At 71.5% G+C, this 13,679-nt stretch carries 11 protein-coding genes; 9 read left to right on the top strand and 2 right to left on the bottom strand.

Annotation, left to right across the window (positions count from 1 at the left end):
• Positions 1-26: 26 nt before the first annotated feature.
• Complete coding sequence (locus tag ACTHAM_RS10820; RefSeq protein WP_440687247.1) at positions 27-689, top strand: GNAT family N-acetyltransferase; 663 nt, start codon at positions 27-29, stop codon at positions 687-689.
• A gap of 25 nt (positions 690-714) precedes the next feature.
• On the opposite strand, the gene ACTHAM_RS10815 is transcribed toward ACTHAM_RS10820, so the two are convergent.
• On the bottom strand, positions 715-1,422 hold the full coding sequence (locus ACTHAM_RS10815) for an MBL fold metallo-hydrolase (protein WP_440687244.1): 708 nt from the start codon (positions 1,420-1,422) through the stop codon (positions 715-717).
• Between the two features lie 181 nt (positions 1,423-1,603).
• Between ACTHAM_RS10815 and uvrA the strand changes: the two genes are divergently transcribed.
• Positions 1,604-4,471 (top strand): excinuclease ABC subunit UvrA, encoded by a 2,868-nt coding sequence (gene uvrA, locus ACTHAM_RS10810; RefSeq protein ID WP_440687242.1) that lies wholly within the window; start codon positions 1,604-1,606, stop codon positions 4,469-4,471.
• 36 nt (positions 4,472-4,507) lie between these two features.
• On the opposite strand, the gene ACTHAM_RS10805 is transcribed toward uvrA, so the two are convergent.
• Complete coding sequence (locus ACTHAM_RS10805; protein ID WP_440687240.1) at positions 4,508-5,011, bottom strand: OsmC family protein; 504 nt, start codon at positions 5,009-5,011, stop codon at positions 4,508-4,510.
• A gap of 145 nt (positions 5,012-5,156) precedes the next feature.
• Here ACTHAM_RS10805 and uvrC point away from each other — a divergent pair, with 145 nt between their 5' ends.
• The 7 genes from uvrC to tpiA all read left to right on the top strand — a co-directional run bounded on the left by uvrC (position 5,157) and on the right by tpiA (position 13,571).
• Positions 5,157-7,184, top strand: a complete 2,028-nt coding sequence (gene uvrC, locus ACTHAM_RS10800; protein ID WP_440687238.1) for an excinuclease ABC subunit UvrC — start codon at positions 5,157-5,159, stop codon at positions 7,182-7,184.
• Between the two features lie 47 nt (positions 7,185-7,231).
• Entirely contained in the window at positions 7,232-8,176 is a 945-nt protein-coding gene (rapZ, locus tag ACTHAM_RS10795; protein WP_440687236.1) for an RNase adapter RapZ, read from the top strand.
• Entirely contained in the window at positions 8,173-9,168 is a 996-nt protein-coding gene (locus ACTHAM_RS10790; protein WP_440687234.1) for a gluconeogenesis factor YvcK family protein, read from the top strand. Before rapZ ends, ACTHAM_RS10790 begins: the two co-directional genes overlap by 4 nt.
• 70 nt (positions 9,169-9,238) lie before the next feature.
• On the top strand, positions 9,239-10,219 hold the full coding sequence (whiA, locus tag ACTHAM_RS10785; RefSeq protein ID WP_440687232.1) for a DNA-binding protein WhiA: 981 nt from the start codon (positions 9,239-9,241) through the stop codon (positions 10,217-10,219).
• A gap of 214 nt (positions 10,220-10,433) precedes the next feature.
• Positions 10,434-11,438 carry a type I glyceraldehyde-3-phosphate dehydrogenase gene (gap, locus tag ACTHAM_RS10780; RefSeq protein WP_440687230.1) on the top strand — a complete coding sequence of 335 codons (1,005 nt, stop codon included), beginning with the start codon at positions 10,434-10,436 and terminating at the stop codon, positions 11,436-11,438.
• Positions 11,439-11,585: 147 nt separating this feature from the next.
• Positions 11,586-12,773, top strand: a complete 1,188-nt coding sequence (locus tag ACTHAM_RS10775) for a phosphoglycerate kinase (RefSeq protein ID WP_440687228.1) — start codon at positions 11,586-11,588, stop codon at positions 12,771-12,773.
• 3 nt (positions 12,774-12,776) lie between these two features.
• Positions 12,777-13,571, top strand: a complete 795-nt coding sequence (tpiA, locus tag ACTHAM_RS10770) for a triose-phosphate isomerase (RefSeq protein ID WP_440687226.1) — start codon at positions 12,777-12,779, stop codon at positions 13,569-13,571.
• Positions 13,572-13,679: the final 108 nt, after the last annotated feature.

The following is a 13,679-nucleotide window of genomic DNA, read 5'->3' as shown; positions in this document are numbered from 1 at the left end:
CGCGCTGCGGGGGCCAGGGTCGGGGCATGACGACGATCCTGGCCCCCGCGGTCTGGCCGTTCCCCGCGCTGCGGGTCACCTGCGGCGACGTGGAGCTGCGCTACATGGACGACGAGCTGCTGCACGCGCTGGCAGCCGTCGCGGCCGCCGGCGTGCACGACCCGAGTGCCATGCCCTTCACCGTCCCGTGGACGCGGGGGACGCCGCAGGAGGTCGCCCGCTCCACCCTGACCTACCACTGGGGCACCCGGGCGGGTCTGGGTGGCAGCTCGTGGTCGTTGGAGCTGGCCGTGCTGCACGAGGGGCGTCCTGTGGGCATCCAGGCCATCGCCGCACGCGACTACCCGGTGACCCGGACCGTGACGTCCGGCTCGTGGCTCGGCCGCACGTACCAGGGCCGGGGGATCGGCACGCGGATGCGGCTCGCGGTGCTGCACCTGGCCTTCGACGGCCTCGGGGCGCAGGTGGCCTGCACCGACGCGTTCGCCGACAACGCCGCGTCGAACGGGGTGACCCGCCGGATCGGGTACCTGGCCGACGGGCAGGAGATCCTCGAGCGGGAGGGTCTGCCGGCGCTCTCGCTGCGCTACCGCCTGGAACGCGCGGACTGGGACCGGCGCCCGCCAGAGCTGCGGCCCGAGGTGAGCCTCGACGGCGCGGACGCGGTGCGGGAGTTCCTGGGCGGCTGACCGGCGCCCGGGCCGCGCCACCACCTCACCATCCTCGTGCGCGCCACTCCTCCAGGTGCACCCTCTCGGCCCCGAGCGTGGTGTCGCGTCCGTGGCCGGGGTACACCCAGGTGTCGTCGCCGAACCGGTCGAACAGGCGCGTGCGCACGTCCTCGAACAGCTGCGCGAAGCGGCGGGGGTCCCCTCCGGTGGCCCCGATCCCGCCGGGGAACAGCGAGTCTCCGGTGAACAGGTGCGCCCGCCCGGCCACCGCCCCCGGCGCGGCGACGTGCTCCGGCTCGCGGTACACCAGCGCCACCGAACCGGGCGTGTGACCGCGCAGTGCGACGACCTCCAGGCACACGTGACCGAGGGTCAGCGTGTCGCCGTGGTGCAGCCGCCGGGCCACGTGCACCTCGGTCGACCGCTCGACGGCCTCGGCGTCGTCCGCGCCGACCGCCAGCGGGGCGCCCGTCACCGCGACCAGGGACGGTAGCGCGCGCAGGTGGTCGGGGTGCCGGTGCGTGGTGACGACGTGGTCGAGGCGTGTGCGCGCGGAGCCCTCGCGGACCAGCTCGACGAGCCGGTCGGGCTCGTCCGCGGCGTCCACGAGCAGCTGGGCCCCGTCGCGTCGGCACGTCAGCAGGTACACGTCGTTGTCCTGCGGCCCGACGGCGAGCTTGCGGATCTCGACCTCGTCGAGGACCCGCAGGTCGCTGCGACCACCGCGGATCACGTCGCCGGTGTACTGCACGGGTCACCTCCTGCGGCAGGGGCGGCGTGCCCCCGTGAGCATTGTCGACCTGGGCGGTCCTCGGCGCGCACGGTGCCGGCAGGCGCAGCCCTGTCGCCTGCTCGCGCGGCGGTGTGACCGGACCGTGACGTGACATCGAACACGTGTGCGAATGTCGGTCGTGCGACGTAGACTTCCGCGGGTGAACGACCGACTGGTGGTGCAGGGCGCCCGAGAGCACAACCTGCGCAACGTGGACCTCGACCTCCCGCGCGACAGGCTCATCGTCTTCACCGGCCTGTCCGGCTCGGGGAAGTCCTCGCTGGCCTTCGACACGATCTTCGCCGAGGGGCAGCGCCGCTACGTCGAGTCGCTGTCCGCCTACGCCCGCCAGTTCCTCGGGCAGATGGACAAGCCCGATGTCGACTTCATCGAGGGCCTCTCGCCCGCGGTGTCGATCGACCAGAAGTCCACCAACCGCAACCCTCGCTCGACCGTCGGCACCATCACCGAGGTCTACGACTACCTGCGCCTGCTGTTCGCCCGTGCCGGCACCCAGCACTGCCCGCAGTGCGGCGAACGTGTCACCGCGCAGACACCGCAGCAGATCGTCGACCGCCTGCTGGAGCTGCCTGAGGGCACCCGCTACCAGGTGCTGGCACCCGTGGTCCGCGGACGCAAGGGCGAGTACGCGGACCTGTTCCGCGAGCTGCAGACCAAGGGCTTCGCTCGCGCCCGCGTCGACGGAGAGGTCGTCCAGCTCACCGACCCCCCGGCCCTGGAGAAGAAGCTCAAGCACGACATCGAGGTGGTCGTCGACCGCCTCGTCTCCCGCGAGGGCGTCAAGCGACGGCTGACCGACTCCGTCGAGACGGCACTCGGTCTGGCCGCCGGCCTGCTCGTCGTCGAGCTCGTCGACGCCGACGCGGACGACCCGGCACGCGAACGCCGGTTCTCCGAGCACCGCGCCTGCCCGAACGACCACGTGCTCACGCTCGACGAGATCGAGCCCCGGACCTTCTCGTTCAACGCGCCCTACGGGGCCTGCCCCGAGTGCACCGGCATCGGCTCACGCCTCGAGGTCGACCCGGACCTGGTCGTCCCCGATGAGGACCTCTCGCTCGCCCAGGGCGCGGTCGCCCCCTGGGCACAGGTCTCCAGCGAGTACTTCACGCGCGTGCTGTCGGCGCTCGCGGACGACCTGGGCTTCTCGATGGACGTGCCGTGGCGGGCGCTGCCACAGCGGGCCAAGGACGCCGTGCTGCACGGGCAGAACCACGAGGTGCACGTCCGCTACAAGAACCGCTGGGGTCGCGAGCGCCAGTACTCCACGGGTTTCGAGGGTGTGCTGACCTTCCTCGAGCGGCGGCACTCGGAGACCGAGTCCGACTGGAGCAAGGAGAAGTACGAGGCCTACATGCGGGAGGTCCCGTGCCCGGTGTGCCGGGGCGCTCGGCTCAAGCCCGAGGTGCTGGCCGTCCGGGTCGGCGGCCGGTCGATCGCGGAGGTCTGCGATCTGCCGATCCGGGAGGCGGCCGGGTTCCTCGACGGTCTGGTGCTGGGTGAGCGCGAGGCGGCCATCGCCGCGCAGGTGCTCAAGGAGATCCAGGCGCGGCTCGGGTTCCTGCTCGACGTCGGCCTGGACTACCTCTCGCTCATGCGGCCCGCGGCGACCCTGTCCGGCGGCGAGGCCCAGCGCATCCGCCTGGCCACGCAGATCGGCTCGGGGCTGGTCGGCGTGCTGTACGTGCTGGACGAGCCCTCGATCGGCCTGCACCAGCGGGACAACCGCCGCCTGATCGACACGCTCACCCGGCTGCGCGACCTGGGCAACACCCTGATCGTGGTCGAGCACGACGAGGACACCATCCGCACTGCCGACTGGATCGTCGACATCGGTCCGGGCGCAGGGGAGCACGGCGGGTACGTCGTGCACTCCGGTGACCTTGACGGGCTGCTGGCCTCGCAGGACTCCATCACCGGCGCGTACCTGTCGGGGCGGCGCACCATCCCCATGCCGGCCACGCGCCGACCGGTCGACCCGCAGCGGATGCTGACGGTCGTCGGCGCACGCGAGCACAACTTGCGGGGCATCGACGTCTCGTTCCCGCTGGGCACGCTGACCGCCGTCACGGGGGTGTCCGGCTCGGGCAAGTCGACGTTGGTGAACTCGATCCTCTACACGGTGCTGGCCAACGAGCTCAACGGCGCACGGCAGGTGGCTGGTCGGCACAAGCGCGTCACGGGTCTGGAGCACCTGGACAAGGTCGTGCACGTCGACCAGGGCCCGATCGGTCGTACGCCGCGGTCGAACCCGGCGACGTACACCGGTGTGTGGGACCACGTGCGCAAGCTGTTCGCGGAGACCACCGAGGCGAAGGTCCGTGGATACACGCCCGGGCGGTTCTCGTTCAACGTCAAGGGTGGGCGCTGCGAGGCCTGCTCGGGTGACGGCACGCTCAAGATCGAGATGAACTTCCTGCCCGACGTGTACGTCCCGTGCGAGGTGTGCCACGGTGCGCGCTACAACCGCGAGACGCTCGAGGTGCACTTCAAGGGCAAGACCGTCGCCGACGTGCTGGACATGCCGATCGAGGAGGCGGCCGAGTTCTTCGCGGCCGTACCGGCGATCGCGCGGCACCTGCGCACCCTCGTCGACGTGGGCCTGGGGTACGTCCGTCTGGGCCAGCCCGCGCCCACGCTGTCGGGTGGCGAGGCGCAGCGTGTCAAGCTGGCGGCCGAGCTGCAGCGCCGCTCGACGGGTCGCACCATCTACGTGCTCGACGAGCCGACCACCGGCCTGCACTTCGAGGACATCCGCAAGCTGCTCGGCGTGCTGCAGTCGCTGGTCGAGAAGGGCAACTCGGTGCTGGTCATCGAGCACAACCTCGACGTGATCAAGAACGCCGACTGGGTGGTCGACATGGGGCCCGAGGGTGGCAACGGCGGTGGGTCGGTCGTGGCCGAGGGGACCCCCGAGCACGTGGCCACGGTCGCCGCGAGCCACACCGGGAGGTTCCTGGCTGAGGTGCTCTCGACGGAGAAGGACCTCGAGGTCGTGCCGGCCTGAGTGCCAACCGCCCGAGCGGCGCTGGAACGCGTCGGTTCAGGCGCGCACAAGGGCGACGGGCACGGGTTCGTGCCGCACCGGGAAGTTCACCGAGCGGGCGATGAAGCAGTGCTCGTGCGCGCGGTGGTGCAGCTCGGCGAGCACCGCGTCGGTGACGGCGCGTCCGTCCGGCAGGTGTGTGCCCGAGCCGAGCATCACGCGCGGGTGCAGCACGACCTCGGAGAAGTGCCCGTGCCCGGCGGCCTCGATCCGCATGGTCCCTGTCGCGTGGTCGCTGTAGCCGACCACCTGCACACCCGCGGCAGCGGCCAGGTGCAGGAACCAGAGCATGTGGCACTGCGAGAGCGACCCGACCAGGAGGTCCTCGGGCGACCACCGGGTGGGGTCGCCGCGGAACGCAGGGTCCGACGTGCCCAGCAGCGGCGGTTTGCCCTCACCGGTCAGCTCGTGGTCGCGCCCGTAGGACGTGTAGCTCGTCGTGCCGGTGCTCCCGGCGCCGGTCCAGGTCAGGTCGACGGAGTACGCGTGAACGATGCCCATGCCTCACGCTATCCCGCGGCACGTCGCCGGTCCCGGTGGGCCGTCTGGCGTGCCGATGACGCGGGCTGTGCGCCGTCCCCGGCCGGTGCCCAGGGCCCGGGTCCGTGGCGCGGTCGCGTCGGTGGGGCGAACTAGGCTCGACGCCATGGCCGATCCCGCGACCTACCGCCCCGCCCCGGGAGAGATCCCGGACTCCCCGGGCGTGTACCGCTTCCGCGACGAGCACGGCCGGGTGGTCTACGTCGGCAAGGCCAAGAGCCTGCGCCAGCGGCTGAGCAGCTACTTCCAGGACCTGGCGAACCTGCACCCGCGCACCCAGCAGATGGTGACCACGGCGGCGTCCGTGCAGTGGACCGTGGTGGGTACGGAGGTCGAGGCGCTCGCCCTGGAGTACTCCTGGATCAAGGAGTTCGACCCGCGGTTCAACGTGAAGTACCGCGACGACAAGTCCTACCCGTACCTGGCCGTGACGATGGCCGAGGAGTTCCCGCGGGTGCAGGTACTGCGCGGCACGAAGCGCGCCGGCACCCGTTACTTCGGCCCGTACGCGCACGCGTGGGCCATCCGCGAGACGGTGGACCTGCTGCTGCGGGTGTTCCCGGTCCGCACATGCTCGGCGGGGGTGTTCCGGCGTGCCGCCCAGCAGGGTCGCCCGTGCCTGCTGGGGTACATCGACAAGTGCTCGGCGCCCTGCGTGGGGCGGATCACGCCGGACGACCACCGTGCGCTCGCCCAGGACTTCTGCGACTTCATGGCAGGGGACACCGCCCGGTTCACCCGCCGGCTGACCGCGCGGATGAAGGAGGCCGCCGCCGATCTCGACTACGAGCGGGCGGCCCGGCTGCGTGACGACATCGCCACCCTCGAGACGGCCATGCAGAAGAACGCGGTGGTGCTCCCCGACGGCACGGAGGCGGACGTGTTCGCCCTGTCCGGTGACGAGCTCGAGGCGGCCGTTCAGGTCTTCCACGTGCGCGACGGCAGGATCCGCGGGCAGCGCGGCTGGGTGGTGGAGAAGGTCGAGGACGTCACGGATGCCGAGCTGGTCGAGCACCTCCTGCAGCAGGTGTACGGCGGTGAGGACGTGCAGGCCGGCGCCGTGCCGCGGGAGGTGCTGGTCCCCGAGCTGCCCCCGGAGGTCGAGCAGGTCGAGGCGTGGCTGTCCGGTCTGCGCGGCAGCCGTGTGCACGTGCGGGTCCCGCAGCGCGGCGACAAGCGCGAGCTGGCGGCCACCGTCCGCAAGAACGCCGAGCACGCCCTGGCGCTGCACCGCACGCGACGTGCCGGTGATCTGACCACCCGCAGCCAGGCGTTGCGTGAGATCCAGGAGGCGCTCGACCTGCCGACGGCGCCGCTGCGGATCGAGTGCTACGACGTGTCCCACAACCAGGGCACGTACCAGTCGGCGTCGATGGTCGTCTTCGAGGACGGCATGGCGCGCAAGAGCGAGTACCGGCTGTTCACGGTGCGCGGCCCCGAGGGCGAGGGTGCCCGGGACGACACCGCGGCGATGCACGAGGTCATCACCCGCCGGTTCCGGCGGTACCTGGCCGACCGGGCAGCCTCGGGTGAGGCAGAGCTGGGCCTCGGGGGCGACGGAGACGACGAGGAGGGCCTGCGGTCGGGTCCGGTGGATGCCGACACGGGCCGGCCGACCCGCTTCGCGTACCCACCGAACCTGGTGGTGGTCGACGGTGGCCCACCGCAGGTGGCTGCTGCCGCGGCGGCGTTGGCCGAGCTCGGGGTGGACGACGTGGCGCTGTGCGGGCTGGCCAAGCGGCTCGAGGAGGTGTGGCTGCCGGGGGAGGAGTACCCCGTGATCCTGCGCCGCGGCTCGGAGGGCCTGTACCTGCTGCAGCGGCTGCGTGACGAGGCGCACCGGTTCGCGATCACGGCGCACCGCAAGCGGCGCAGCAAGGGCATGACGGTCTCGGTGCTCGACGACGTCCCCGGTCTGGGGCCGGCGCGGCAGGCTGCCCTGCTGCGGCACTTCGGGTCGGTCAAGCGGCTGCGCCTGGCGTCGCTCGAGGAGATCGCGACGGTGCCGGGCATGGGCGAGCGCACCGCTGCGGCCGTCGTGGCCGCGTTGCGCGGCACCGGTGAGCCGCCGGCCGGGCCCCTCCCGGGGCCCGTGCCGGACGCGGGCACCGTCTCGGACACGCCGGTCGTGTAAGGGTCGCGGGACGCCGACGGCGTGGCCGTGGCTGGCATGCTGGAGGCATGACGACCGAGCCTGCGCCGCTGTCCGTCCCGCACGGCATCCCGGCCCTGGAGGCGTCCACGCCGGGTCCGCGCAACGAGGAGCCCGAGGTCCTGGTGATCACGGGCATGTCCGGTGCCGGTCGCACGCGTGCCGCTGCGGTGCTGGAGGACCTGGGCTGGTACGTCGTCGACAACCTGCCCGCGCAGATGCTCACCCATCTGGTCGGCATGCTCACCAGCGGTGCGGCGGGCGCCGGTGCCCAGCGGCTGGCCGCCGTGGTCGACGTGCGCGGCCGCGAGTTCTTCGCCGACCTCGCCCAGGTGCTCACGGCGCTGCGGGCTTCCGGGGTGCAGTACCGCGTGCTGTTCCTCGACGCCTCCGACGAGGTGCTGGTGCGCCGCTACGAGCAGGTGCGTCGCCCGCACCCGCTGCAGGGTGACGGGCGGATCCTGGACGGCATCGGTGCCGAGCGGGCGCTCCTGGAGGAGATCCGCCAGCGTGCGGACCTGCTCATCGACACCTCCACGCTCAACGTGCACGACCTCGCCCGCGAGGTGCGCGCGGCGATCGCCCGCCCTGCCGACGACGCGCTGCGCGTCTCGGTCGTCTCCTTCGGCTTCAAGTACGGCATCCCGCTCGATGCCGATCACGTGGTCGACGTGCGGTTCCTCGCGAACCCGTACTGGGTGACCGAGCTGCGCCACCTGACGGGCCGCGACGCCCCTGTGCGCGACTACGTGCTGGGGCTGCCCGGTGCCCGCACGTTCGTCGAGCGGTACGTGGAAGCACTGGAACCCGTGCTCGCCGGGTACGTGCACGAGGAGAAGCGCTACGTGACCATCGCGGTCGGTTGCACGGGCGGCAAGCATCGCTCGGTCGCGATCAGCGAGGCGATCGGTCGCCGCCTGGTGGCACTCGGGCACTCGGTGACGGTCGCCGCACGCGACCTCGGCCGCGAATGAGGACCTCGCGCGTGCCGCACCCGGCCGTCGTCGCGCTGGGTGGCGGGCACGGGCTGTCCGCGACGCTCTCGGCGCTGCGCCTGATGACGGACCGCATCACGGCCGTGGTGACCGTCGCCGACGACGGTGGCTCCTCGGGTCGCCTGCGCGAGGAGCTGGACGTGCTGCCCCCGGGTGATCTGCGCATGGCGCTGGCCGCGTTGTGCGACGACTCCGACTGGGGACGGACGTGGCGCGACGTCATGCAGCACCGGTTCGCCTCGACGGGCAGCCTCGACCAGCACGCCGTGGGCAACCTGCTCATCGTGGCCATCTGGGAGCTGCTCGGCGACACCGTCGAGGGTCTGGACCTGGTGGGCCGGCTGCTGGGTGCCCGCGGTCGGGTGCTGCCGATGGCGGCGGTGCCGTTGGAGATCGAGGCGGACGTGCAGCATCCGGACGGTGCGTGCACCCAGGTGCGCGGGCAGAGCACGGTGGCGCTGACAGCCGACCCGATCACCCGGGTGCGCCTGGTCCCTGCCGACCCGCCGGCCTGCCCGGAGGCGTTGGCGGCGGTCGCTGCGGCCGACTGGGTCGTGCTGGGGCCCGGGTCCTGGTACACCTCCGTGCTTCCGCACCTGCTGGTGCCGGCGCTGCGTGACGCGCTCCTGGCGACGTCGGCGCCGATCATCCTGACGCTCAACCTGGAGCCGGAGGCGCAGGGGGAGACGGACGGGATGCGCGCCGAGGCGCACCTGGACGCGCTGCGCGTGCATGCCCCGACGCTGCGGGTGCACACGATCGTGGCCGACCCGGCGGCGGTGGAGGACGTGGATGCGGTCACCGAGCGAGCGCACGCCATGGGTGCCCGGCTGCTGCTGCGGCAGGTGAGCCGCGGTGACGGCACCGCGCGCCACGACCCGTTGCGCCTGGCTGCGGCGTACCGCGACGCCATGGAAGGGTTCCTGGGTGACGTGGGTCGCGCGCACCCTGCACGCCCGGCCTTCCCGTGAGAAGCGGCTGAGATCGTCGAGGACGTCGGCGGGGACCCCTGGGCCCTCCGTCAGATGGCAGGATGACGCCATGGCGTTGACGGCACAGGTGAAGGACGAGCTCGCCCGGTTGAAGGTGGACAAGACGTCCTGCCGGAAGGCCGAGGTCGCGGCCACCTTGCGGTTCGCCGGCGGGCTGCACATCATCTCCGGCCGCATCGTCATCGAGGCCGAGCTGGACACGGGTATCGCCGCCCGGCGGCTGCGGCAGGCGATCTCCGAGATCTACGGCCACGAGAGCGACATCATCGTCGTCTCCGGTGGTGGGCTGCGCCGGGGGAGCCGCTACGTGGTGCGGGTGGTCAAGGACGGTGAGTCCCTCGCGCGGCAGACCGGGTTGCTCGACAACCGAGGCCGACCGGTGCGTGGGCTGCCCCCGCAGGTCGTCTCTGCCGGTGTCGGCGAGGCGGAGGCGGCGTGGCGTGGTGCGTTCCTGGCCCACGGTTCGTTGACGGAGCCGGGGCGTTCGTCGTCGCTGGAGGTGACGTGCCCTGGCCCCGAGGCGGCCCTCGCGCTCGTCGGTGCGGCGCGTCGGCTCAGCATCGCGGCCAAGGCCCGCGAGGTCCGCGGCATCGACCGGGTGGTCATTCGTGACGGTGACGCGATCGCCGCGATGCTGGCGCGGCTCGGCGCCCACGAGACGATGCTCGTGTGGGAGGAGCGGCGGGTGCGCCGCGAGGTCCGGGGGACCGCGAACCGCCTGGCGAACTTCGACGACGCGAACCTGCGCCGCTCGGCGCGGGCCGCGGTGGCGGCGGGCGCCCGGGTGGAGCGGGCGTTCGAGATCCTCGGCGAGGACCTGCCCGAGCACCTGCGCCAGGCCGGCGAGCTGCGCCTGGCGCACAAGGAGGCCTCGCTCGAGGAGCTCGGCAAGCTGGCCGACCCGGTGCTCACCAAGGACGCCGTGGCCGGTCGTATCCGCCGTCTGCTGGCCACGGCCGACAAGCGCGCCTCGGAGCTGGGGATCCCCGACACCGAGGCCGGACTGAGCCCTGACCTGCTGGATCTGTAGCTGCAGGCCCGCGGGGTGGACGGTGCGTCTCGCCGTGAGACCTACGTCCCGTGGATAAACGGCCGTTCGGTATAGGCTCATGCCATCCGCAGGTCGGTGGTCGGCAATGAGTTGGACGGCCGTCACACCGCACCCGGACAGCGCACAGCGGCGTGCGTGAACCCATCACCAACTGTGTGCGCCGACCTTGTTCGGCGCGTGCCGAGGAGGGCAAGTGACCATCAAGGTCGGCATCAACGGCTTCGGCCGCATCGGTCGCAACTTCTACCGGGCGATCATCGCCTCGGGCGCTGACATCGAGATCGTCGGCGTGAACGACCTGACGGACAACAAGACGCTCGCGCACCTGCTGAAGTACGACACGGTGCTCGGTCGCTTCCCGCTGAGCGTGGACTTCGACGACGAGAACATCATCGTCGACGGCAAGAACATCCGTGCCCTCGCTGAGCGCAACCCCGCCGACCTGCCCTGGGCCGAGCTGGGTGCCGACATCGTCATCGAGTCGACCGGCTTCTTCACGGACGCCACCAAGGCCAAGGCCCACATCGAGGCCGGCGCCAAGAAGGTCATCATCTCGGCGCCCGCGTCGAACGAGGACGCCACGTTCGTCATGGGTGTCAACCACACCGACTACGACGCGGCCGCGCACCACATCATCTCCAACGCGTCCTGCACCACGAACTGCCTGGCCCCCATGGCCAAGGCGCTCAACGACGCGATCGGCATCGAGCGTGGTCTCATGACCACGATCCACGCCTACACGGGTGACCAGAACCTGCAGGACGGCCCGCACCGCGACCTGCGTCGTGCCCGTGCCGCCGCGCAGAACATCGTCCCCACCTCGACGGGTGCTGCGAAGGCTGTCGCCCTCGTCCTCCCCGAGCTCAAGGGCAAGCTCGACGGCTTCGCGATGCGCGTGCCGACGATCACTGGCTCGGCCACGGACCTGACCTTCACCGCTTCGCGCGAGGTCACGGTCGCCGAGGTCAACGCCGCCGTCAAGGCTGCCGCCGAGGGCCCGCTCAAGGGCGTTCTGTCCTACACCGAGGACGACATCGTCTCGAGCGACATCGTCACCGACCCGCACCAGAGCATCTTCGACGCCAAGCTCACCAAGGTGTCGGGCGACCTGGTCAAGGTCGTCGCCTGGTACGACAACGAGTGGGGCTACTCCAACAGCCTCGTCTCGCTCACGAGCTACGTCGGCGAGCGTCTCTGACGACTCCGACGCTCTCGTAGCGACGGTCCTGCGTCCGCGTGCGCCGGCGGCCCCCCGGCCCCGGTGCACGCGGACGCAGCCATGTGTGAGCAGGTGCGTTCCCCTCGGCACGCCCTCGGCGGCGGCCGCCCGGCAAGGTAGGAGATCATGAAGACCATCGAGGACCTCGGCGACCTGCGCGGCAAGCGCGTGCTCGTCCGTTCGGACTTCAACGTGCCGCTCGACGGCACGACCATCACCGACGACGGCCGTGTGCGCGCGGCCCTGCCGACGCTGCAGGGGCTGCTGGCCGCTGGTGCGCGCGTCGTCGTGACGGCCCACCTCGGACGCCCGAAGGGCGCCCCGGAGGCCAAGTACTCCCTCGCGCCGGTCGCCGCCCGACTGTCCGAGCTGCTCGGCCAGCCGGTCGCCCTCGCCGAGGACACGATCGGCGAGTCGGCCAAGGCCACCGTGGCCGCCCTCGAGGACGGCCAGATCGCCCTGCTCGAGAACATCCGCTTCGACGCCCGCGAGACGTCCAAGGACGACGCAGTGCGCGGCGAGCTCGCCGACGAGCTGGCCGCCCTGGCCGACGCGTTCGTGTCCGACGGCTTCGGCGTCGTGCACCGCAAGCAGGCTTCCGTGTACGACGTGGCCCTGCGCCTGCCGCACGCGGCCGGTTCGCTGGTGCTGGCCGAGGTCGAGGCCCTGCGCAAGGCCGTGGAGGACCCGGAGCGTCCCTACGTCGTCGTGCTCGGCGGTGCGAAGGTCTCCGACAAGCTCGGCGTGATCGGCAACCTGCTCACCAAGGCCGACAAGCTCCTCATCGGTGGCGGCATGATGTTCACCTTCCTCAAGGCCCAGGGCCACGAGGTCGGCTCCTCGCTGCTCGAGGAGGACCAGGTCGAGACGGTCAAGGGCTACCTCGCCCAGGCCGCCGAGGCCGGCGTCGAGATCGTCCTGCCGGTGGACGTGCTGGTCGCCCCGGAGTTCGGCTCGGACGACGCCGAGACGGTCGCCGTCGACGCCATCCCGACCGACAAGATGGGCCTGGACATCGGTCCGAAGTCGGGTGAGCTGTTCCGTGCCGCGATCCTCGGTGCGAAGACCATCGCCTGGAACGGTCCGATGGGCGTGTTCGAGCGTCCGACCTACGCCGGCGGCACCAAGGCTGTTGCGCAGGCGCTCGTCGACACCGAGGGCTTCTCGATCGTGGGCGGTGGCGACTCCGCTGCGGCCGTGCGTCTGCTCGGCTTCGACGAGGCCGGCTTCGGTCACATCTCGACGGGTGGCGGCGCCTCCCTCGAGCTGCTCGAGGGCAAGACCCTCCCCGGCATCGCAGTTCTGGAGGACTGAGACATGGCGACCCGTATCCCGCTGATGGCGGGCAACTGGAAGATGAACCTGGACCACCACCAGGCCACCCACACGCTGCAGAAGCTCGCGTGGACGCTCAAGGACGCCAAGCACGACTTCGGCGCCGTCGAGGTCGCGGTCCTGCCGCCGTTCACGGACCTGCGCAGCGTGCAGACCCTGGTCGACGCCGACAAGCTGGAGATCGGCTACGGCGCGCAGGACGTGTCGGCGCACGAGTCCGGCGCGTACACCGGCGAGATCTCGCCGTTGTTCCTGGCCAAGCTCGGTGTGAAGTACGTGGCGATCGGTCACTCCGAGCGTCGTCAGTACCACCACGAGGACGAGCCGATCGTCAACGCGAAGATCAAGTCGGCGCTGGGTGCGGGCATCGTCCCGATCCTGTGCGTGGGCGAGGAGCTCGAGGTCCGCAAGGCCGGCGAGCACGTGCCTCACACGCTGCGTCAGCTGGACGGCGCGCTCGAGGGTCTCACGGCCGAGCAGGTCGCCACGATCGTCGTCGCGTACGAGCCCGTGTGGGCCATCGGCACCGGCGAGACCGCGACGCCCGAGGATGCCCAGGAGCTGTGCGGGGCCATCCGTGTCCGCATCGCCGAGCTGTACGACCAGGCCACGGCCGACGCCGTGCGCGTGCTCTACGGCGGTTCGGTGAAGTCGTCCAACGTCGCCTCGATCATGGCGAAGCCGGACGTCGACGGCGCCCTGGTCGGCGGTGCGAGCCTCGACCCCGAGGAGTTCGCCAAGATCGCCCGCTACCAGGCGCACGCGACCGGTCTCTGACCGCTCGCCTCAGGTGCGCAGGCGGGTCCCGCGCCCCGGATCGTTCCGGGGCTGTCTCTTATACACATCTCGCAGGGGATAGTCAGATGACGCTGCCGACGACTCCGC

Source organism: Cellulomonas soli, from assembly GCF_052036975.1.
Classification (GTDB): Bacteria; Actinomycetota; Actinomycetes; order Actinomycetales; family Cellulomonadaceae; genus Cellulomonas; species Cellulomonas soli_A.
Note: the sequence above shows the minus strand (reverse complement) of the source record. Positions and strands in the feature narration are given on the sequence as shown.